The 21776-nt window shown below is 75.2% G+C and carries 16 protein-coding genes and 1 tRNA gene; 10 read left to right on the top strand and 7 right to left on the bottom strand.

Annotated features, from left to right (window positions below; all coding sequences use genetic code 11):
* Positions 1-133: 133 nt before the first annotated feature.
* Positions 134-1264: a YlbL family protein gene (locus tag BKA21_RS04495; RefSeq protein WP_239072914.1), complete on the top strand. Its 1131-nt coding sequence runs from the start codon at positions 134-136 to the stop codon at positions 1262-1264.
* Positions 1265-1363: 99 nt separating this feature from the next.
* On the opposite strand, the gene BKA21_RS04490 is transcribed toward BKA21_RS04495, so the two are convergent.
* Positions 1364-1945, bottom strand: coding sequence for a PPA1309 family protein (locus BKA21_RS04490; protein ID WP_275406412.1), 582 nt, complete (start codon positions 1943-1945; stop codon positions 1364-1366).
* 103 nt (positions 1946-2048) lie between these two features.
* Between BKA21_RS04490 and BKA21_RS04485 the strand changes: the two genes are divergently transcribed.
* On the top strand, positions 2049-5057 hold the full coding sequence (locus tag BKA21_RS04485; RefSeq protein ID WP_140460770.1) for a UPF0182 family membrane protein: 3009 nt from the start codon (positions 2049-2051) through the stop codon (positions 5055-5057).
* A 148-nt stretch (positions 5058-5205) separates the two neighbouring features.
* Here the strand turns inward: BKA21_RS04485 and BKA21_RS04480 are convergent, their stop codons facing one another.
* The gene (locus tag BKA21_RS04480; protein ID WP_140460769.1) at positions 5206-6120 is read right to left on the bottom strand and encodes a LysR family transcriptional regulator; all 915 of its coding nucleotides are present in this window, start codon (positions 6118-6120) and stop codon (positions 5206-5208) included.
* 70 nt (positions 6121-6190) lie between these two features.
* Here BKA21_RS04480 and BKA21_RS04475 point away from each other — a divergent pair, with 70 nt between their 5' ends.
* Entirely contained in the window at positions 6191-7204 is a 1014-nt protein-coding gene (locus BKA21_RS04475; RefSeq protein WP_140460768.1) for a DMT family transporter, read from the top strand.
* A gap of 20 nt (positions 7205-7224) precedes the next feature.
* Positions 7225-7298 (top strand) — tRNA-Met (locus tag BKA21_RS04470).
* Between the two features lie 102 nt (positions 7299-7400).
* Here BKA21_RS04470 and BKA21_RS04465 read toward each other — a convergent pair.
* Positions 7401-7967, bottom strand: a complete 567-nt coding sequence (locus BKA21_RS04465) for a TetR/AcrR family transcriptional regulator (protein ID WP_140460767.1) — start codon at positions 7965-7967, stop codon at positions 7401-7403.
* A gap of 139 nt (positions 7968-8106) precedes the next feature.
* On the opposite strand from BKA21_RS04465, the gene BKA21_RS04460 reads away from it, so the two are divergent.
* Positions 8107-8943 (top strand): alpha/beta fold hydrolase, encoded by an 837-nt coding sequence (locus BKA21_RS04460; protein WP_140460766.1) that lies wholly within the window; start codon positions 8107-8109, stop codon positions 8941-8943.
* 176 nt (positions 8944-9119) lie between these two features.
* Entirely contained in the window at positions 9120-9479 is a 360-nt protein-coding gene (locus BKA21_RS04455; RefSeq protein ID WP_205689237.1) for a RidA family protein, read from the top strand.
* A gap of 19 nt (positions 9480-9498) precedes the next feature.
* Here BKA21_RS04455 and BKA21_RS04450 read toward each other — a convergent pair whose 3' ends face one another.
* From BKA21_RS04450 to BKA21_RS04440, 3 genes are all read right to left on the bottom strand, one after another.
* The gene (locus tag BKA21_RS04450; RefSeq protein ID WP_140460765.1) at positions 9499-10125 is read right to left on the bottom strand and encodes an alpha/beta hydrolase; all 627 of its coding nucleotides are present in this window, start codon (positions 10123-10125) and stop codon (positions 9499-9501) included.
* Positions 10122-10991: a VOC family protein gene (locus BKA21_RS04445; RefSeq protein WP_140460824.1), complete on the bottom strand. Its 870-nt coding sequence runs from the start codon at positions 10989-10991 to the stop codon at positions 10122-10124. Before BKA21_RS04445 ends, BKA21_RS04450 begins: the two co-directional genes overlap by 4 nt.
* A gap of 150 nt (positions 10992-11141) precedes the next feature.
* Positions 11142-11714, bottom strand: a complete 573-nt coding sequence (locus BKA21_RS04440; protein WP_140460764.1) for an MOSC domain-containing protein — start codon at positions 11712-11714, stop codon at positions 11142-11144.
* A 177-nt stretch (positions 11715-11891) separates the two neighbouring features.
* On the opposite strand from BKA21_RS04440, the gene BKA21_RS04435 reads away from it, so the two are divergent.
* Positions 11892-12839, top strand: coding sequence for a DUF808 domain-containing protein (locus BKA21_RS04435; RefSeq protein ID WP_140460763.1), 948 nt, complete (start codon positions 11892-11894; stop codon positions 12837-12839).
* Between the two features lie 197 nt (positions 12840-13036).
* Positions 13037-15034 (top strand): excalibur calcium-binding domain-containing protein, encoded by a 1998-nt coding sequence (locus BKA21_RS19295; protein WP_179625313.1) that lies wholly within the window; start codon positions 13037-13039, stop codon positions 15032-15034.
* 53 nt (positions 15035-15087) lie between these two features.
* On the opposite strand, the gene BKA21_RS04425 is transcribed toward BKA21_RS19295, so the two are convergent.
* The gene (locus BKA21_RS04425) at positions 15088-17586 is read right to left on the bottom strand and encodes an FAD-dependent oxidoreductase (protein WP_140460762.1); all 2499 of its coding nucleotides are present in this window, start codon (positions 17584-17586) and stop codon (positions 15088-15090) included.
* A 151-nt stretch (positions 17587-17737) separates the two neighbouring features.
* Here BKA21_RS04425 and BKA21_RS04420 point away from each other — a divergent pair, with 151 nt between their 5' ends.
* Together BKA21_RS04420 and BKA21_RS04415 are read left to right on the top strand one after the other, a co-directional pair.
* Positions 17738-19177, top strand: a complete 1440-nt coding sequence (locus BKA21_RS04420; protein WP_203793509.1) for a 3' terminal RNA ribose 2'-O-methyltransferase Hen1 — start codon at positions 17738-17740, stop codon at positions 19175-19177.
* Positions 19174-21750 carry a polynucleotide kinase-phosphatase gene (locus BKA21_RS04415; RefSeq protein ID WP_140460760.1) on the top strand — a complete coding sequence of 859 codons (2577 nt, stop codon included), beginning with the start codon at positions 19174-19176 and terminating at the stop codon, positions 21748-21750. Before BKA21_RS04420 ends, BKA21_RS04415 begins: the two co-directional genes overlap by 4 nt.
* Positions 21751-21776 lie beyond the last annotated feature (26 nt).

Here is a 21776-nt window from a genome sequence, read left to right as displayed (position 1 = left end):
CGGTGACGGCTGCGGACCTCACGGTAACCAGCCGCCGTGGGCCGCACCCCTGCGCGGGCCGCCCGGTTCGCTCACGGCGCAGCGACCCGCCGGTGCGCACGGACCGCCCAGCCGGGTGGGGGATGATCGGGGGGTGCTCGACGACCACACCCAGGACGGACCCGTGCCGGACCCCGCCGCGTCGCAGGCCGACCCGCCCGAGGAGGCCCCCCGGGTGACGCCGCGCGCGGTGATCCTCTCGCTGGGCATGCTCGTGACGTCCGCCCTGGCTGCAGTCCTGGTCGTGGTCCCCGCCCCGTACGCGGTGACGAGTCCCGGCCCCACGCGCGACGTCCTCGGCGAGGTCGACGGCACGCCCCTGATCGCGGTCGAGGGCGCGACCACGTACCCGTCGACGGGCGAGCTGCGGCTGACCACGATCAGCAGCACGGGCGGCCCCGGCTACCCGTCCAGCGTGCTGGACACGCTGCGCGGCTGGGTGTCGTCGTCGAGCGTCGTGCTGCCCCGCGAGCAGGTGTACCCGCCGGCGACCACGCAGGACGAGATCGACGAGACCAACACCGAGGAGATGGTGTCCTCGCAGGAGAACGCCACGGTCGCGGCCCTGACCGAGCTCGGCTACGAGGTCCCCGCGACGCTCGTGGTCGCCGGGACGGTCGAGGGCTCGGGTGCGGAGGGTCTGCTGGAGGAGGCGGACGTCCTCACGCAGATGGACGGCGTGGACCTGCCCGACTACCAGACGCTCATCGGGGCGCTCGCGGACGTGACGCCCGGCGACACGGTGACGTTGACGGTGCAGCGCGAGGGGCAGGCGCGCGACGTCGACGTGGTGACGGGCGAGCGGGAGGACGGCGGCGCGCAGATCGGCGTGTTCATCGACCCGCAGTTCGACCTGCCGGTGGACGTGACGATCAACATCGACGGGATCGGCGGTCCCAGCGCGGGCACGATGTTCGCCCTCGGGATCGTCGACGTGCTCACCCCGGAGGACGAGGCGGGCGGCGAGGTGATCGCGGGCACGGGGACGATGGACGTGTCCGGGGCCGTGGGTCCGATCGGCGGGATCCGGCAGAAGCTCGTGGGCGCGCAGCGCGACGGGGCGGAGTGGTTCCTCGCGCCGGCGGACAACTGCGCCGAGGTCGTCGACCACGTGCCCGACGGCCTGCGGGTGGTCAGCGTGTCGACGCTGCACGAGGCCCGCGAGGCCGTCGTCGCGATCGGCGCGGGGACGGCGGACGACCTGCCGACCTGCACCGCCGGCTGACCTGCACCGCTGACCGGCCTGTGCCGCTGACCGGTCCGCACGGCCCGCCGACCTGCAGCGCCGGCCGGGACGTGGCCCGACGGCTGCCCGGGACGGGGCTCAGTCGAGCGTCGCGCGGACGGCCGCGACCAGGCCCGGGACGAGGTCGGCGCCCTGCGCGACCGCGTCGTCGGCGTCGTGCGCCCGCGTGCGCAGCGCGCACCAGGTCGCACCCGTGCGCAGCACCCCCACCGCCAGGCGGACGTCCTGCCGCTGCGGGTGCGTGAGGAGCTGCTCGAGCGCTTCGGCGGGGTCGGCGGGCAGCGCCTCCTCGGCCTCGGGGGGCAGCACGACGCGCTCGACGGTGACGGCGACCCCGTCGACGGCGTCGGGCCACGACAGCGCGGCGAGGAGCTGCTCGAGGTCCTCGGCGGCCGGCAGCCCCTCCTGCTCGACGGAGGTCAGGTGCCAGTCGTCGGCGCGTGCGGCCGCGAGCACGTCGGGCGTCAGCTGGTCGGCCAGGCCGGGCTCGGCGGCGAGCGCCGCCTGCGTGCGCACGAGCGCGAAGACCCGGACGGGTGCGTCCCAGCCGGCGGCGGCCACGTGGTGCTCGACCTCGCGGACCGCGTCGGCGAGGGCGTGGCCGGCGCGGGCCTGCGGGGTGCGGGCGGGGGAGGGCTGGTCGGGTGCGGTGCTGCTCACGGGCCCATCGTCGCACCGTGTGGGAACCTGAGGCCCACGCTGTGCGTTCCACCGCACGACATCCCCAGGCCCGACCCGCCCCGACGACGAGGACCTCTGCACCGTGACCTCCGCCTCACCCCCCCGCCCCCGCCCGGTCGCCGGCCGGCGTCGTGGCGTGCTCGTGCCCACGCTCGTCACGCTCGGCGTGATCGTGGTCGCCGTGCTCGTCCTCGCGCAGGTCTGGACCGAGGTCATGTGGTTCGACCAGCTCGGCTTCGTCGAGGTCCTGCGCACCGAGTGGGCGACCCGCGGCCTGCTGTTCGTCGCGGGCTTCGCGCTCATGGCCGGCGCCGTCGGCTTCAGCCTGAGCTTCGCCTACCGCTCCCGCCCGGTGTACGCGCCGACGACGCAGGAGCAGGCCAGCCTCGACCAGTACCGCGAGGCCATCGAGCCGCTGCGCCGTCTGGTGCTGATCGTCGGCCCGGTGGTCCTCGGGCTGTTCGCCGGCGGTGCCGCGTCGCAGCAGTGGACGACGGTGCAGCTGTGGATCCACGGCGGCCAGGTCGGCGAGGTCGACCCCGAGTACGGCATGGACCTCGGCTTCTTCCTGTTCACGCTGCCCGGCCTGCGGTTCGTGGTGTCGTTCCTCATGGCGGTGACGGTGCTGTCGGCCATCACGGCGGTCGCGACGCACTACCTGTACGGCGGGGTGCGGATCGGCGGCGGCTCGGGCACGCCGCGGACCACGCGGGCCGCGCGGGTGCACCTGTCGGTGCTCGGTGCGGCCGTGCTGGTGCTCATGGCGGCAAACTACTGGCTCGACCGGTACTCGATCCTCACCAAGCAGCAGAGCGGGGACAACCGCTGGCAGGGTGCCGGGTTCACCGACATCAACGCGGTCGTCCCGTCCCGGGCGATCCTCGCGGTCGCCGCGCTGGTCGTCGCCGGCGCGTTCGTCGCGACCGCGATCACGGGCAACTGGCGGCTCCCGGCCATCGGCGTGGGCCTCATGGTCGTGGCGGCGATCGTCGTCGGCGGCGTGTACCCCGCGATCGTGCAGCGCTTCCAGGTGCAGCCGAACCAGCAGGACGCCGAGAGCGACTACATCCAGCGCAACATCGACGCGACCCTGGCGGCGTACGACCTCGAGGACGTGCAGGTCGAGGAGTACGACGCGTCGGTGACCGCGGAGCCGGGCGCGCTGCGCGAGGACGCCGAGACGACGGCGTCGATCCGTCTGCTCGACCCGACGATCGTGTCGCCGTCGTTCAAGCAGCTGCAGCAGATCCGTGGCTTCTACGACTTCCCGGAGTCGCTGTCGGTCGACCGGTACGAGATCGACGGCGAGAGCCGCGACACCGTCATCGCCGTCCGCGAGCTCGACCTCGCGGGCCTGAACGACGCCCAGCGCAACTGGACGAACGACACCACGGTGTACACGCACGGGTTCGGGGTGGTGGCCGCGTACGGCAACACCCGCGGTGCCCGGGGTGCGCCCGAGTTCTGGGAGGGCGGCATCCCGTCCACCGGTGAGATGGGCGACTACGAGCCGCGCATCTACTTCGGCCAGTCGTCGCCGGAGTACTCGATCGTCGGCGGGCCCGAGGGGACCGACGGCTGGGAGTTCGACTACCCGGACGACGAGACCGGCACGGGCTCGGTGCCGTACCGGTTCCCGACGCAGGACGTCAGCGCGGGCCCGGAGATCGACGACCCCTTCAGCAAGCTGCTGTACGCCCTGAAGTTCGGCGACGAGCAGATCCTCTTCTCCGACCGGGTGACGCCCGACTCGCAGATCCTCTACGACCGTGACCCGCGCGAGCGCGTGGCCAAGATCGCGCCGTACCTCGACCTCGACGGGCGCGTGTACCCGGCGGTCGTCGACGGGCGGGTCAAGTGGGTCATCGACGGCTACACCACGTCCGACCAGTACCCGTACGCCGCGCTGCGTTCGCTGGAGGAGGCGACGACCGACTCGCTCACGGAGACGTCGGCGACGGTGCAGACCCTGCTGCCCAAGCAGGTGAACTACATCCGCAACTCCGTGAAGGCCACGGTCGACGCCTACGACGGGTCCGTGGACCTGTACGCGTGGGACACGCAGGACCCGGTCCTCGCGGCCTGGCAGGAGGTCTTCCCGACCTCGCTGCAGCCGATGAGCGACATCAGCGGCGAGCTCATGAGCCACCTGCGGTACCCGGAGGACCTGTTCAAGGTCCAGCGCAACCTGCTGAACCAGTACCACGTCACCGACGCGGCGCAGTTCTTCTCGGGCAACGACTTCTGGGCCAACCCGTACGACCCGACGGTCACGAGCACCGAGGTCCCGCAGCCGCCGTACTACCTGACGCTGCAGATGCCCGGGGCCGACGAGGCCCGGTTCTCGTTGATGTCGACGTTCATCCCGTCCGGGGCGAACGCGCGCAACGTGCTCACCGGCTACCTGGCGGTGGACGCGGAGGCGGGCAACACCCCGGGCGAGGTGTCGGAGAGCTACGGCACGCTGCGGCTGCTGGAGCTCTCGCGCGACTCCACGGTGCCCGGCCCGGGGCAGGCGGCGTCGAACTTCACCGCCGACCCGACGGTGTCGAACGAGCTGAACATCCTGGCGCGCGGCGACTCCCTGGTGCGGCGCGGCAACCTGCTGACGCTGCCCGTGGGCGGCGGCCTGCTGTACGTGCAGCCGGTGTACGTGCAGGCGTCCAGCGGCACCACGTACCCGCTGCTGCAGCGCGTGCTCGTGTCGTTCGGCGACGAGATCGGCTTCGCCGAGACCCTCGACGGCGCGCTCGACCAGGTGTTCGGCGGTGACTCCGGTGCGGAGGCCGGCGACGCGGGCACCGAGGGCGAGTCCGAGGCGCCGCCGACCGAGGAGCCCACGGACGGCGCGACGGCGGAGCCGACGGCCGAGCCCACGGCGGAGCCGACGGACGAGCCCGCCCCGGGCTCGGGCGTCGTGACCGACGCGCGAACGGCGCTCGACGAGGCCCTCGCCGACGCCCAGCAGGCGATCGAGGAGGGGCAGGCCGCGCTGGCCGACGGCGACTTCGCCGCGTACGGCGAGGCGCAGGACCGGCTCGACGCGGCCATCGCGGAGGCCCTGGCCGCCGAGGCCCGGCTCGACGACTGACCCGCACGCGACGACGCCCGCCCCGGTCCACCGGGGCGGGCGTCGTCGTGTCCGCCCGTCGCTGATGCCCGGCAGACCCGCCCCGAGAGGGGCCGACCGGGGAAGCCCGGCAGGGCGCCCCTGCCGGGCGCACCCCCGTCATCGAGGCCTACCCCGCGAGGGCGTCGACCAGCGGCACGGGTGCGGGCAGGTCGGCACGGGCGTCGTGGGGGTGGGCCGGGGCGGCGTCGACGATCGCGTGCACGAGCGGGTGCCACGGCCGCTGCGTCGGGCCGGTGAGCACGAGCGTCCGCACCGCCTGCGGCACGAGGGGCCGCATGACGACCTCCGCGGGCAGCATGGCCTGCCCCAGGCTCGGCATGAGCGAGACCCCGATGCCCTCGGCGACCATGCGGATGACGGTGCCGAGCTCGCGCACGTGCTGCGCCGGCGCCCAGGGCAGGCCCGCGGCCGCGTGGATCCGCGCGATCTGCGGCTCGCACCCGCTGGGGGAGGACAGGATGCCGTCGTCCTGCAGGTCGGCGAGGTCGACGAGCGGCTCGCCGGCCAACGGGTGGTCGCGGCGCAGCAGCGCCCGGAAGTCGTCGCGCGCGACCACCAGCGCCCCGGTGGGCAGCGGGTCGGGGTCCACGAGGACCGCCGCGTCGACCACGCCGTTGGCGAGCCACTGCGGCAGCTCCTCGTCGTCGCCCTCGAACACGCGCACCTGCACGTCGGGCAGCTGCTGGGCCCAGTGGTGCAGGAGCTGCGGCAGCAGGCCCTGGCAGACGGTGGGCACGGCCCCCAGCCGCACGGTGCCGGCCACGCGGCCGGCGGCGGTCTCGGCGACGAAGGCGTCCGTGGAGGCGAGCGCGGCCCGGGCGTGCGGCAGCACCCGTGCGCCGAGCGCGGTCGGCCGGGCGGGCGACTCCCGCTCGACGAGCCGCCCGCCGGCCTCCCGCTCGAGCGCCGCCACGGCGTGCGAGACGGCCGACTGGCTCACGTGCAGGGCCGCTGCGGCGTCGGTGAAGGTGCCGCGGTCGACGACCGCGACGAGGATCCGCAGCTGGGCGAGGGTGGGCATGAGCAGAACTTATCCGGTCATGAGAAGGATTCGTTTGATTCATGCCGGCGCCAGGGTGCACCGTGGGCCCATGCCGACCTCGGAGCGCCGCACGTGGGCGTACTTCCTCGCCGCCGCCCTCGTCTGGGGCGCGTCGTTCCTCTTCATGAAGGTCGGCCTCGAGGGGCTCTCGCCGACGCAGGTCGCCACGGCACGCGTCGTGCTCGGTGCCGTCGCGCTCGCGGTCGTCATGGCCGTCCAGCGGCGGGCGTGGCCGCGGGACCGCCGCACGTGGGGCCACCTGGCGGTGCTGGGCGTGGTGCTGTGCGTGCTGCCGTTCCTCGCGTTCTCGTGGGCCGGTCAGCACCTGGCCTCCGGGCTGTCGAGCATCCTCAACGCCACGACGCCGCTGATGACCGCCCTGGCCGCGGGCCTGCTGCTGCCCACGGAGCGGCTCGCCGCCCGCCAGCGCCTGGGCCTGCTCGTCGGCGGCGTCGGCGTGGTCGTCATCGTGGGCCCGTGGACGTACCTGGGCGAGGGCGCGCTCGCGGCACCCCTGCCCGCGGTGCTGGCCTGCCTCGGGGCGACGGCCTGCTACGGCGTGGGCCTGACGTACCTGCGCCGCTTCGTCGGCCCGCTCGGGCTGTCGGCGGAGACCATCGCCGCCGGTCAGGTGACCGTCGCGGCCGTGGTCATGCTGCTCGCCGCACCCGTGGTCGCCCGGGGCCCGGTGGACCTCGACTGGGCCGTCGTCGGCTCGATGATCGCGCTCGGCGCGCTCGGCACCGGGGCGGCCTACGTGTGGAACACCCGGGTCGTCCAGGCCTGGGGCGCGCAGCGCGCGTCGACGGTGACCTACCTCACGCCGGCGGTCGGCGTGGTGCTCGGGATGCTCGTCCTGGGCGAGCGGCTGCACTGGTACGAGCCCGTCGGGGGAGTGCTCGTGGTGCTCGGGATCCTGGTCGCGCAGCAGGTGAGGGGCTCGAACAGGCCGATCGCGCCGATCCCTGCCGACGTCGCGCCCGCCGTCGACGCACCGCCCGTCGCCCCGCTCGGCGCCCGCGCGCAGGCCTCCGACCTCGATTTGGACACCAGGAGCAACTGACGTAGAGTTCTATTCACCGACGCGGGGTGGAGCAGCTCGGTAGCTCGCTGGGCTCATAACCCAGAGGTCGCAGGTTCAAATCCTGCCCCCGCTACAAGATGACGAAGGCCCGGACCACCAGGTCCGGGCCTTCGTCGTTGTCGTGCCTCGCGCGGGCCCCGCGCCCGTCGGGCGTGCCGTCGACGTCGGACGGCGACTACCCGCGGACCGCGGCGTCGAGGAGGGTCGTCGCGGCGTCGCGGGCCTCCGCGGCGGGCTCGGTGGTGCCGGTGAAGGCCGCGGTGGTCTGGGCGCCCTCGACGAGGAGGGCGATCTGCGCGCCGAGGCGGGCGTCGCCGCCGGCCTCGACGGTCAGGTCCTGCAGGTAGGCGCGGAACGCGAGCTTGTGGGCACGGGCGGCCTCGGCGACGGCGGGGGACTGGGCGCCCATCTCGCCGAAGGTGTTGATGAACCCGCAGCCGCGGAAGTCGTCGCCGGCGAACCAGTCCTCAAGGAAGTCGAAGACCGACAGCAGCCGCTCGCGCGGGGTGGTGGCGCGGGCGGCCGCGCGGGCGACGCCCTCCTCCCAGAAGGCGTGCCGCGCGTCGAGCACGGCCAGCACGAGCTGCTCCTTGCCGGGGAACTCCTGGTAGAGGCGCTTGAGCGAGACGCCCGCGGCCCCGCGGACCTCGTCCATGCCGACGGCCGCCACGCCCCGGGCGTAGAAGAGCGCGTCGGCGGCCTCGAGCACGCGTGCGCGCGGGTCGGCTGCTGCGTCCGTCATGGTCGTCGTCCCTTCGTCCGGCGTCGGCGTGGACATCTCCCTGACGCCACCCCCTTGCAGGGAGAACCAACGTTCTCTACTGTAGTCGACATCGGCAGAGAACGATCGTTCTCCGCCTCGTCGGGAGAGGACCAGGACCATGGGACGCATCACGGTCGGCACGGAGAACTCGGTCGACATCGAGCTGCACTACACGGACCGCGGGACCGGCGCGCCGGTGCTGCTCATCCACGGGTTCCCGCTGGACGGCAGCTCGTGGGAGGCGCAGGAGGCCGCGCTGCTCGACGCCGGCTACCGCGTGATCACGTACGACCGCCGCGGGTTCGGGCAGTCGAGCCAGCCGTCGGTCGGGTACGACTACGACACCTTCGCGGCCGACCTGAACACGGTCCTCGAGACGCTCGACCTGCGCGACGTCACGCTGGTCGGCTTCTCGATGGGCACCGGTGAGGTCGCGCGGTACCTGTCCACGTACGGATCGGCGCGCATCGCCAAGGCCGCGTTCCTCGCCTCGCTGGAGCCGTACCTGGCGATCACCGACGACAACCCCGAGGGCGCGGCGCCGCCCGCGTTCTTCCAGGGCGTCGCCGACACCGTGCGCGCCGACCGGTACGCCTACTTCACCGGCTTCTACCAGGACTTCTTCAACCTCGACGAGACGCTCGGGCAGCGGATCAGCGAGGAGGCCGTCCGGCACGCGTGGGACCTCGCGTCGCGGTCCGGCGCGGTCGCGTCGGCGGCGGCCCCGCTGACCTGGCCGACCGACTTCCGGGCCGACATCGCGGCCGTCGACGTGCCGGCGCTCATCCTGCACGGCACCGCCGACCGCATCCTGCCGATCGACGCCACCGGCCGGCGCTTCGCCCAGGCGCTCCCGGGCGCCCGGTACGTCGAGGTCGAGGGCGCCCCGCACGGGCTGCTCACCACCCACGCGGCCGAGGTCAACGAGGCCCTGCTGTCGTTCCTCGCGGGCTGACGTCCGCCGGTCGCGGCCTCGCCGTGACGTGAGCTCGCAGGTCACGGCCCCGCCGGGGGTGCTCCGGCGGGGCCGTGCGCCGTCCTGTGGGTGGGCAGCCGTACGGTCGGGCGTCGGCCCGGCCGGGCCGGCCCCGCGGGGCGGTGGCCCCGCCCTGCGAGAGCGAGCGTGCTGCCGTGCCCGACGTGACGAGGATCCCGACCCCCCACAGCTACTCCGCCGCGGTGGCGGCCGGCGACCTCGTCTTCCTGGGCCTGCACCGCGGGTCCGGCGCGACGTTCGACGAGCAGCTGCACGACGCGGTCCGGCAGGTCGCCGCGACCCTGGAGCAGTGCGGCGCGCACCTGCACGACCTGGTGAAGGTGCAGGTCTGGCTTGCCGACATCGCGGACCTGCCGGCCATGGAGCACGCCTTCGTCGAGCACTTCCCGGCCGACGGCTTCCCCGCGCGCATGACGGCGACGACGCAGTTCTGGGACGAGGACTGCCGCGTGATGCTCGAGGGCGTCGCCCACCGCGGCGCAGGCCGCCCCTGAGGTCGCGGTGCGCGGCCGGTCAGTCGGCTGCGGGCAGCGTCCTGGTCAGGAAGGCGCGGACGTCGGCGACCTCCGCGGCGTGCACGCCGTGCGCGAGGCCGTCGTACACCCGGGCCTCCAGGGTGGTGTGCGCGGACAGCCACTCCTGCGTGCGGGCGACCGCGTGCTCCGCGATCACGCGGTCCTCGGCGCCGCGGCCCCAGAACGCGGGCGGGCGGATGGCGGCGAGCGTGGCGTCCGCCGGCTGCGGGGCCCCGAGGACGAAGCCGCCCAGCACGACCGTCGCCGCGACGCGCTCCGGGCGGGTGCGCAGCAGCTGGGTGGCCATGAGCCCACCCTGCGAGAACCCCACGGGCACCACCGTCGCGTCCGGCCCCAGCTCCGCGTCGACCCACGCCCAGACGGCGGCCGTCGCCTGCTCGACGGGAGCGGCGTCGGGGGAGCCGGGCGTCGTGATCGTGAACCAGGCGTGACCGCCGTGCGGGAGGGCGAGCGGGGCGCGCAGCGACGCCCACGGCAGGTCGGTCACGGCCGGCCCGAGTCCGGCGAGGTCGCCCTCGTGCGAGCCGTAGCCGTGCAGCAGCAGGACGGTGGGGGATCCGGTGCGGGCCGGCGGCGCCGAGCGCAGGGCGGTGAGCGTGCTCATCGGGCGAGGAGCTCCTCGGTGGAGGTGCCGGGCACGGACACCGTGACCTGGGTGCCCCACGGGTCGTGGACCACGAGCGAGCGGCCGTCGTCGGAGAACGGCAGCGCCGCCGCGCGCAGGCGCGCTGCCAGGGCGGTGACGTCGTCCCGCGTCGGCACCGTCACGGCGACGTCGCCGAGCCCGAGGCTGGCGGCGCGGGGCCCGGCGCCGCCCGAGTTCCACGTGTTCATGGCCAGGTGGTGGTGGTACCCGCCGGCCGAGGCGAACAGCGCCCCCGGGTACTCGGTGAGGGTGGCCTCGAAGCCGAGGGTGTCGACGTAGAACGCGCGGGCGACGGCGAGGTCGCCGACCTGCAGGTGCACGTGGCCGACGCGGCCCGCGAGCGCCGGTCCGGCCTCGACGGCGTCGTCGGTCAGGTGGGAGCGCAGGTAGGCGTTCGGGTCGAGCCACGCGGTGCGCATGAGGATCTGCCCGCGCTCGATCTGCCACTGCTCGCGGGGGCGGTCGGTGTAGAGCTCGACGCCGTTGCCCTCGGGGTCGGTGAAGTAGAACGCCTCGGACACGCCGTGGTCGCTGGAGCCGACGAACGAGCCGCGCTGGTCCTGGGCGGCACGCAGCACGGTCGCGGCCAGGCTCGGGGCGTCGTCGAAGAGGAACGCGGTGTGGAACAGGCCCGCCTGGCGGGGGTCGACGCCCGGCAGGTCCGGGGTGTGCACGAGGCGGACCATCGGCGTGGTCCCGCGGCCGAGCACGCGGTGGACCTCGCGCCCGCGGGTGCGCTCCTCGAGCGGCTCGAGCGCGAAGGCGGCGGCGTAGTAGCCGGACATGCGCTCGAGGTCGCCGACGCGCAGGGTGACGGCGTCCATGGACGTGGCGGGGTGCAGGACGCGCTCGTCGACCGCGGGTGCGGCGGGGGTGGTGGTCACGACGGCCTCCGAGGCTCGGACGGGAACTGGGTAGTTGAACGTGCAACTACCACGGTACGCCGGATGTTCCCGCCCCGACAAGCCGCGGCGCTACGGCAGGCGGGACGGCAGGCGCCGGACGGCGTCGCCCGCGCGGGCCACGTCCAGCGGCACCGGGCTGACCAGGGTGGCGGGCCCGGCGTGCAGCACGCCGCTGGTCAGCGGGCGGCAGCGCACCCCGCCGCGCCCCCGCAGCGCCGCGTGCGCCCCCGGGGCCAGCACGCGGTCCATCCAGGCGCACGGGTGGGCCGGGCGGCCGGCGCGCAGGCTGACGGCGTCCCCGCCGGACTCCAGCACGAGCTCCTCGCCCAGCAGGGGTGCGAGCTCGGCGCCCCGCAGCACGACGTTGCGGCGCGCGAGCAGCGGGTCGAACGCGCCGACGCCCAGCTCCGCCGCCACCGCCTCGAGGGCCTCCGCGGCGATCAGCGTCACCGCGGCGTCCATGTGCGCCGCCCTGCCGAAGAACCGGTCGCCCACCAGGCCCATGCCGGCGACGACCTCGGCCCGCGGGGCGTCGTGCGTCACCACGTCCGCCGCCCCGTCGCGCGGGCGGCCGAAGTACGCGTGCTCGGGGGAGACCAGCAGGTGCTCGATCCGGACCTCGTACCGGTACGTGGCGCTCATGCGCCGAGCATCGACGCACCGGGCCGCCGGCACCACCCGTCGCCGGGTCCGCCGCCGCCCGCGCGGCGCACACGTGTGGACGTCGGCCGTCGCGCCGCGTCCGCGCGGCCTACCCTTGCCCCTGGTGGTCGGGCGCATCGGGCGACCCGGCACCCGCGGCACGGACGAAGGTGGCACATGGCAGGCGGTCTCGCGGCGCTCCTGGACGACATCGCGGTGTTCGCGAAGCTCGCGGCGGCCTCGGTCGACGACGTCGGTGCGGCCGCCGGGCGGGCCAGCGTCAAGGCGGCCGGCGTGGTCATCGACGACACCGCCGTCACCCCGCGGTACGTGCACGGGTTCACCGCCGACCGCGAGCTGCCCGTGGTCTGGCGCATCGCCCGCGGCTCGCTGCGCAACAAGCTGCTCTTCATCCTCCCGGCCGCGCTGCTGCTCAGCCAGTTCGTGCCGTGGCTGCTCACCCCGATCCTCATGGTCGGCGGCACGTACCTCGCGTTCGAGGGCGCCGAGAAGCTGTGGGAGGCGGTCAGCGGCGGCCACGGGAAGGCCGAGCAGGAGCTCCCCGCCGCCGCGCAGGGCCCCGAGACCGAGCAGAAGATGGTCACGAGCGCGATCCGCACCGACTTCATCCTGTCGGCCGAGATCATGGTCATCGCGCTCAACGAGGTCGCCGACGAGCCGTTCCTGTCGCGCACGCTCATCCTCGTGGTCGTCGCGCTCGCGATCACCGCGCTCGTCTACGGCGTCGTGGCCCTCATCGTGAAGATGGACGACATCGGCCTGCGCCTCGCGCAGACCCGCAACGGTGCCGTGGCCTCGGCGGGCCGCGGCCTGGTCACCGCCATGCCGAAGGTGCTCAGCGTGCTCTCGACCGTCGGGATCGTCGCGATGCTGTGGGTCGGCGGGCACATCCTGCTCGTCGGCGTCGACGAGCTCGGCTGGCACGCACCCTACGAGCTCGTGCACCACCTCGAGGAGGCCGTGCACGGCGTCGCGGGCGTCGGCGGCTTCCTGTCCTGGCTCGTGGGCACCGCGGCGTCGGCGCTCGTCGGCGTCCTGGTCGGCGCCGTCGTCGTGCTGGTCGTGCACCAGGTCCACCGCCTGCGGCACCGGACGGCCCACTGACGCACCGGGCGGCCCACTGACGCACCGGGCGGCCCACTGACGCCCGCGCCCCGTCGGGGCTGCCGGTGCCGGCCGGGCGGGTGAAACGCGCCCCCGGGGTGCAGCCCGTCGCCCGTTCGTCCTCGCCCCGGCCGTGACGCCGCTAGCGTGCGACCGGGGCGCGCGCCGTGCGCGCCCGAGTCCTTGGGGGGACCGTGGTGGAGCACCGTTCGCGCGCCTGGCTGACGCCGGCGCTGGCCGTCGTCCTCGTCCTCGTCGGGCTCGTGCCCGCCGGTGCCGCCCACGCGGAGGAGCCGGACGTCGACCCGCCCGTCGTGACGCTGGTCGACGTCGCACCCGCCGTCGTCGACGTCACCGACGGGCCCGGCACGGTCGAGGTCACGCTGGAGGTCGCCGACGCCTCGGGCGTCGCCGGACCGGTGCAGGTCGGGCTGGCCGGCCCCGCGCAGGACGCGGCGCTCGGCCCCGCGGACGCGGTCCTGACCTCCGGGTCCGCGACGGACGGGACCCACGTCGCCGAGGTCGTCGTGCCGCAGGACGCCGAGGCCGGCTCGTGGGACGTGGTCGTCGCCGTCGCCGACGTGCACGGCAACGCCCTGCCCGCCGCGACCGTCGGCACGGTCGAGGTGGTGCGCGTCGTACCCGACCTGCAGGCTCCGGTGCTGTCCCGCCCGGTGGTCGTCGCGTCGGCCGGGGGCGACCTGCGCCCCGGCCCGGTCACCGTGACGGCGTCGTTCGACCTCCACGACCCGGCCGGGGTCGACGTGCCCACGGTGCGGCTCGCACCCGCGACGGGCGCACCTGTCGAGGTGCAGGCGACGCTGACCACCGGCGACGTCCAGGGCGGGACGTGGACGGCCGCCCTCCCGGTGCCGCAGGGCGCGGCCGCCGGCACGTGGACGGCGACGGTGCCCGCCCCGGCCGACCTGCTCGGCAACACGGCACCGGAGCAGACGCTCGGCACCGTCACGCTGCGGTACTCCACGCCGGTGCCCGGTGCGCCGACGATCACGGGCACCGCGCGCGTCGGCTCCACGCTCACCGCCGACCCCGGCGCCTGGCTGCCCGGCGACGTCACGTTCGCGTACCGGTGGCTGCGGGACGGCAAGGCCATCACCGGGGCCACCGCCCGCACGTACAAGGTCGTCGCGTCCGACGCGGGCACGACGCTGAAGGTCGAGGTGCGGGGCACCGTGGCCGGTGCGACCAGCACGGCGTCCGCCACGCGCACCGTGGAGCGCCTGCTCACCGCGACGCCCGTGCCGACGGTCTCCGGCACGGCCCGCGTCGGCTCGACGCTGACGGCCACGGCCGGCACCTGGAAGCCCGCACCCGTGACCCTCGCGTACCAGTGGCGTCGTGACGGTGACCCGATCCCCGGCGCGACCGCCCGCACCTACCGCCTCGTCACGGCCGACGCCGGTGCCGTGATCACCGTGCAGGTGCGCGGGTCCCGCACCGGGTACACCCCGGTCACGCGGACGAGCGCCGCGCGCCGTGCCGAGCGGCTGCTGACCGCGACGCCCGTGCCGACGATCTCGGGGACCGGGCGCGTCGGCAGCCGGCTGACCGCCTCCGCCGGTGCCTGGCGCCCCTCGCCCGTGACGCTCACCTACCAGTGGCGTCGCAACGGCGCGGCGATCGCCGGCGCGACGTCCCGCACCTACGTCCTGACGAAGGCCGACGCGGGCGCGTCGGTCACGCTGAGCGTGCGCGGCGCGCGGTCCGGGTACACGCCGGTCACGCGGACGAGCGCAGGCCGCTCCGTCGAGCGGCTCCTGACGGCCACCCCGACCCCGAAGATCTCGGGGACCCGCCTGCCCGGCAAGGTGCTCACCGCCGCGGCCGGGTCGTGGAAGCCCACGTCCGTCGCGCTGTCGTACCAGTGGCGCCGCAACGGCACGGCGATCAGCGGGGCGACAGGGCGGACGTACACGGTGCGCACCGCGGACGCGGGCGCTGCCATCTCCGTCGTCGTCACCGGCCGCAAGGCCGGGTACACGACGGTGGCGAGGGCGAGCTCCGCGGTGCGGATCGGCCCCGCGCGCCCCGCGGACAAGGACTGCGCGGACTTCTCCACCTGGTCCGCGGCCCAGTCCTGGTTCCGGAAGTACTTCCCCCACTACGGCGACGTCGCCCGCCTGGACGGCGACAACGACGGCATCGCCTGCGAGTCGCTGCCCGGGGCTCCCTGACGCACCGCGGGGTCGGGGCCGCCCCGGGCGGGCCCCGACCCCGACGGCCGCGCTCAGACGAACAGCGTCGTGCCGGACCGCTCCGCCGCCGCGAGGAACGTCGCCACACCGCCCAGGTCCACGCCCTCGCGCAGGTCGGACGTCGCGATGCCCAGCAGGTCCATCGTCATCGTGCACGCCGTCAGCTGCGCCCCGCCGGCCACGGCCGCGTCGACCAGCTCGGGCAGCGACGGCACCGCGTGGTCCTTCATGACCTTCTTGATCATCGCCGTCCCCGCGCCCGCCATGTGCATCTGCGAGAGCGTCAGCCGGTCCGGGCCGGCGGGCATCATCGTCGCCAGCACCCGGTCCATCGGGCTGCGCTCGCGCGCCGGCGCGTCCGGCCGGCGCAGCGCGTTCAGGCCCCAGAACGTGAAGAACATCGACACCGGCTGCCCCATCGCCAGCGCACCGTTGGCGATGATGAACGCCGCCAGCACCTTGTCGAGGTCGCCGCTGAAGACGACGAACGACGTGCCGGTGCGCGCGGGCGCCGCGGTCGCCGCCGGTGCGCCGCCCTTGCGGATCGTCGCGCGGTACCCGGGCCCCTCCGGGACCATCGCGACGAGGCGGTGCCCCTGCGCGTCGGCCCACGCGGGGGCGTCCTGGGCGAAGCCGGGGTCCGAGACGTGCACGACGACGTCGTCGCCGGGCTCGAGGTCGGCGACCGTCGCCGCCAGGCGCATGATCGGGCCGGGGCAGGCCAGGCCGGTGCAGTCCAGGTCGACGACGGTGCCCGTGCCGTCCTGCACGGCCAGGCGCTCGCGGGTGGCGGCCAGCACGTCGTGCGCCTCGGCGTACGCGACGACGGCCGGCTGCGCCTGCGCGCCCTCGGCCTCGACGTCGTGCCACGCACGGTACGTGGTCGAGCCGCCGGACAGCGTCGCGACGTCGGTGAAGCCGCGCTGCACGAGCGCCCGGTGCGCCAGGTACGAGCGGAACCCGACCGCGCAGTAGAGGCGCACGGGCTGCGCGCGGTCCCAGTCCGCGCACGCCTCGCGGACCGTCGCCAGCGGCACGTTCTCGGCACCCGGCAGGTGCCAGATCGCGAACTCCTCCGGCGTGCGCACGTCGACCAGCCGGGCACCGTCGACCGCGGCCGGGACGTCCTGGGCGTACCAGAGCGTCAGGTCGCCGCGCAGGGTGTTCGCCGCGACGAAGCCCGCCATGTTGACCGGGTCCTTGGCGGAGCCGAACGGGGGCGCGTAGGCGAGCTCGGCCTCCTCCAGGTCGTAGGCGGTGAGCCCGCCGCGCACGGCCATCGCCAGGACGTCGAGGCGCTTGTCGACGCCGTCGAAGCCCGACGCCTGCCCCCCGAGGACGCGGCCGTCGGACGGGTCGACGAGCAGCTTGAGGTGCATCATCGCGGTGCCCGGGTAGTAGCCCGCGTGGCCGGACGGGTGCACGTGCACCGCCCGGTACGGCAGGCCCAGGTCCCGCAGCTGGCGCTCGGTGGCGCCCGTGCCGCCGGCGACCATGTCGAACACCTTGACGACCGACGTGCCCTGCGTGGAGCGGTACACGGTGCTGCGGCCGCAGATGTTCTCCGCCGCGACCCGCGCCTGCCGGTTCGCCGGCCCGGCCAGCGGGGCCAGCCAGCTGCCGGGCAGGACGGTGTGGGGGGTCTCGACGACGTCGCCGGCCGCCCAGATCGCGGGGTCGGAGGTGCGCATGTGCTCGTCGACGACCACGCCGCCGTGCGGCCCGACCTCCAGGCCCGCCGCGACCGCGAGGTCGGTCGCCGGTCGCACGCCCACGGCGAGCACCACGAGGTCTGCGTCGAGCGTCGTCGCGCTCGTCAGCTCGACCTGCACGCCGCCGCCGGCAGCGGCGCGGAACGCGGCGACGGCCGTCGACAGGTGCAGCGCGACGCCGCGGGCGCGCAGGTGGTTCTCCACCGGCACCGCGATCTCGTGGTCGACGGGCGGCAGGATCTGGTCGGACGCCTCGACGACCGCCACCTCGACGCCGCGGTGGTGCAGGTTCTCGGCCATCTGCAGCCCGATGTACCCCGCACCGACGACCACGGCACGGACCGGGCCGCGGGTGCCCGCCGCGTGCTCGGCCAGGGCCGCGTCGAGCCGGGACTTGATGCGGTCCATGTCGCCGATGCGGCGCAGGACCATGACCTCCGGCAGGTCGATGCCGGGCAGGGGCGGGCGCACGGCCTGCGCGCCGGGGCACAGCGCCAGCGCGTCGTACGCCTCGACGTACTCGCGCCCGGTGTCGACGTCGCGCACCGAGACGGTCCTGGCCTCGCGGTCGATCGAGACGACCTCCTGGGCGATCCGCACGTCGATGTCGAGGCTCTCGCGCAGCGACTGCGGGGTCTGCAGGAGCAGCCGGTCGCGGTCGGTGATGACCTCCCCGACGTGGTACGGCAGCCCGCAGTTGGCGAACGACACGTGGTGCCCCCGCTCGAGCACCACGATCTGCGCGTGCTCGTCGAGCCGTCGCGCCCGGGCCGCCACCGAGGCGCCCGCTGCGACGCCACCCACCACCACGATCTTCACATCGTCCTCCTCGTCGCCCTGTGCGTCCCCGTCAGCATAGGAATACCCCCCGGGGTATTCATGGGACCTCTGTCCGGGGGACGGGCGACGGGCCCGGGCGTCGCGAGAAACCTGCCGCGTCCGGGCGCCGTGGTCTGCGAAGATGCCGGACGTGCTGCTCACCCTGACCGCCCGCTCCGACGGGACGCCCCCCGCCACCGACCTCGGGCACCTGCTGCACAAGCACCCCGACCGCGTGCAGCGCTTCGAGCAGTCCACCGGCGTCCTGCACGTGCTGTACCCCCAGGCCGACGAGCGCACCTGCACCGTCGCGCTGCTCCTCGAGGTCGACCCCGTCGCCCTCGTGCGCGGCCGCGACGGCAAGGACACGTCCTTCACGCTCGCGCAGCACGTCAACGACCGCCCCTACGTCGCGTCCTCGCTGCTCGCCGTCGCGATGGGACGGGTGCTGCGCTCCGCCATGGCCGGCCGCTGCGCGTCGCGCCCCGCGCTCGTCGACCACGTCTGGGACCTCGAGGTCCGGCTCCCCGCCGTCCCGGCCACCGGCGGCAGCGCCCAGGTCGACCGCCTCTTCGCCCCGCTCGGCTGGGACGTCACCGCCACCGCCCCGCCCCTCGACCCGCAGGTGCCCGCCTGGGGCGACGCACCGCACGTCGACCTCGTGCTGCGCGGACGGCACCGGGTCGCCGACGCGCTGTCCCACCTGTACGTGCTGCTGCCCGCCCTCGACGGCGCCAAGCACTACTGGGTCGGCCCCGACGAGGTCGACAAGCTCGTGCGCGTCGCGGGCGGCTGGCTCGCCGACCACCCGGCGCGCGAGGAGATCGCCCGACGCTCCCTCGCCCACCAGCGGTCCCTCGCCGCCGACGCCCTCGCCCGGCTCGCGGAGGTCGACGAGACGGTCCCCGTCGACGACCTCCTCGACGAACCGGCCGACGGCACCACCCCGGACGACCCCGCCCCGGCCCCGCCGCTCGCCCGCACCCGGCAGGACGCCGTCGTCGCCGTGCTGCGCGAGGTCGGCGCCCGCACCGTCGTCGACCTCGGCTGCGGCGAGGGCGCCCTCGTCGCACGCCTGCTCGACGAGGGTTTCGACCGGGTGCTCGGCACCGACGTGTCCGTGCGCGCCCTGCGCGCCGCCCGCCGCCGCCTGCACCTGGACGACCTGCCCGAGCGCGTGCGCGCCCGCGTCGACCTCGTCCAGTCGTCCGTGACCTACACCGACGCACGGGTCGCCGGCTTCGACGCCGCCGTGCTCATGGAGGTCGTCGAGCACGTCGACCCCCCGCGCCTGCCCGCGCTCGCCCGGGCCGTGCTCGGCGGCGCCGCGCCCGCCACCCTCGTGCTCACCACCCCCAACGCCGAGCACAACGTGCGCTACCCGACGCTGGCCGCCGGCACGGTGCGCCACCACGACCACCGCTTCGAGTGGACCCGTGCCGAGCTCGCGGCCTGGGCCCACGACGTCGCACGCACCTACGGCTACGACGTCGAGCTGCGACCCGTCGGCGACGACGACCCCGACGTCGGACCGCCCACCCAGATGGCCGTCTTCCGGCGCACCACGACCGACCCGCAGGAGGACCGATGACCGCGCTCGCGGTGCCCGCCCTGTCCCTCGTCGTCCTCGTCGGGGTGACCGGGTCGGGCAAGTCCACGTTCGCGGCCCGGCAGTTCGGCCCCTACGAGACCGTCAGCTCCGACCACTGCCGCGGCCTGGTGTCCAACGACCCGAACGACCAGGGCGCGACGAAGGCCGCGTTCGAGCTGCTGCACCACCTGGTCGGCGTGCGCCTGCGCGCCGGGCTGCTCACGGTCGTCGACGCGACCAACGTGCAGCCCGCCGCGCGGCGCTCCCTCGTCGAGCTGGCCCGCGCGCACGACGTGCTGCCCGTCGCCGTCGTGCTCGACGTGCCCGAGGACGTCTGCGTGGCCCGCACGCGCGCCCGCGCCGACCGGTCCTTCGGCGACGGCGTCGTGCGCCGCCAGCGCGACCAGCTGCGCCGCTCGCTCAAGGGCCTGGGGCGCGAGGGCTTCCGCACCGTGCACGTGCTCGACGGCGTCGACGCGGTCGAGCAGGCGGTCGTCGAGCGGCACCCGCTGCGCTCCGACCGCCGTGAGCTCACCGGCCCGTTCGACGTGGTCGGCGACGTGCACGGGTGCCGCGCCGAGCTCGAGACGCTGCTCGAGCGCCTCGGGTGGGAGCTCGTCCGCGACGCGCAGGGGCGCCCCGTCGACGCCGTCCACCCCGACGGGCGCACCGCGGTGCTGCTCGGCGACCTCGTCGACCGCGGCCCCGACAGCCCCGGCGTGCTGCGCCTGGCCATGGGCATGGCCGCCGCCGGGCACGCCCTCGTGGTGCCCGGCAACCACGAGGCCAAGCTCGTGCGCGCCCTCGACGGGCGCAAGGTCACCGTCTCGCACGGTCTGGAGACGACGCTCGCCCAGCTCGGCGAGGAGCCCGAGGAGTTCCGCCGCCAGGTGCGCGACTTCGCCGACGGGCTCGTCGCGCACCTCGTGCTCGACGAGGGACGGCTCGTCGTCGCCCACGCCGGGCTCGCCGAGCACCTGCAGGGACGCGCCTCGGGTCGGGTGCGCTCGTTCGCGCTGTACGGCGACACGACGGGGGAGACCGACGAGTTCGGCCTGCCCGTGCGCTACCCGTGGGCGACCGAGTACCGCGGGGCCGCGACGGTCCTCTACGGGCACACGCCCACCCCCGTGCCCGAGTGGGTGAACCGCACGATGTGCCTCGACACGGGGTGCGTCTTCGGCGGGCACCTGACCGCGATGCGCTGGCCCGAGAAGGAGGTCGTGCAGGTGCCGGCCGAGCGGGTCTGGTACGAGCCCGCACGCCCGTTCCCGACCGCCGGCGCGGCCGTCCCCGGAGACCGGGACCCCGACGTGCTCGACCTCGCCGACGTGGCCGGACGCCGCGTCGTGGCCACCGCGCTGCTCGGCTCCGTCACCGTGCAGGAGGAGAACGCCGCGGGCGCGCTGGAGGTCATGAGCCGGTTCGCGCTCGACCCGCGCTGGCTCGTGCACCTGCCGCCCACCATGAGCCCGTGCCCCACGCCGCCCGACGGCGACCTGCTCGAGCACCCCGCGCAGGCGTTCGACGTGTACGCGCGCGACGGCGTCGACCGCGTCGTCTGCGAGGAGAAGCACATGGGCTCGCGCGCCGTGGTGCTGCTGTGCCGCGACGAGGCCACCGCGCGCGAGCGGTTCGCGCTGCCCGCCGGCCGCACGGGCGTCGTGCACACCCGCACCGGCCGGGCCTTCCTCGACGACCCCACCACCGAGGACCTGCTCACGGTGCTGCGGGCCGCCGCCGACGCGGCCGGCACCTGGGCCGCGCTCGGCGACGGCGCGACGAGCTGGGTGCTGCTCGACGCCGAGCTCATGCCGTGGTCGTACAAGGCCCGCGAGCTGCTGCGCGAGCAGCACGCCGCCGTCGGCGCCGCCGCCCGCGCGTCGACCGCCGCGGCCGTCGACGTGCTGGCCGCCGCCGCGGCCCGCGGCCTGGACGTGACCGCGCTCGCCGACCGCACGCGCACCCGGGCGGCCGAGGCCGACGCGTTCACCGCCGCCTACCGCCGGTACGTGTGGGCGACCGACGGGCTCGACGGCGTGCAGCTCGCCCCGTTCCAGGTGCTCGCCGCGGGCACCGCCACCGGCGGGACCACCTTCGAGGAGCGCGACCACCTGTGGCACCTGGGCGTCGCCGACGCCCTCGTCGACGCGGACCCGACCGGCCTGGTCCGCTCCACGCGCCGCCTCGTCGTCGACCTCGCCGACCCGGCGTCGCGGGTCGCGGGCGAGCAGTGGTGGACCGACCTGACCGCCGCGGGCGGCGAGGGGATGGTCGTCAAGCCGCTCGCCAACCTCGTGCGCGGGCCCCGCGGCCTCGTCCAGCCGGGCGTCAAGGTGCGCGGCCGGGAGTACCTGCGCCTGGTCTACGGCCCGCAGTACACCGCGCCGGAGAACCTCGAGCGGCTGCGCGTGCGCCACCTGGGCCGCAAGCGCTCGCTCGCGCTGCGCGAGTACGCGCTCGGCGTGGAGTCGCTGCGCCGGCACGTCGCCGGCGAGCCGCTGTGGCGCGTCCACGAGGCCGTCTTCGCGGTCCTCGCGCTGGAGTCCGAGCCGGTCGACCCGCGGCTGTGACGCGGTGCCGGGCCCGCACCTGCACG

The sequence above is a fragment of the Cellulomonas oligotrophica genome (genome assembly GCF_013409875.1).
Taxonomy (GTDB): Bacteria; Actinomycetota; Actinomycetes; order Actinomycetales; family Cellulomonadaceae; genus Cellulomonas; species Cellulomonas oligotrophica.
The sequence above is the reverse complement of the archived record's forward strand: the minus strand, read 5'-3'. Positions and strand labels throughout refer to the sequence as shown.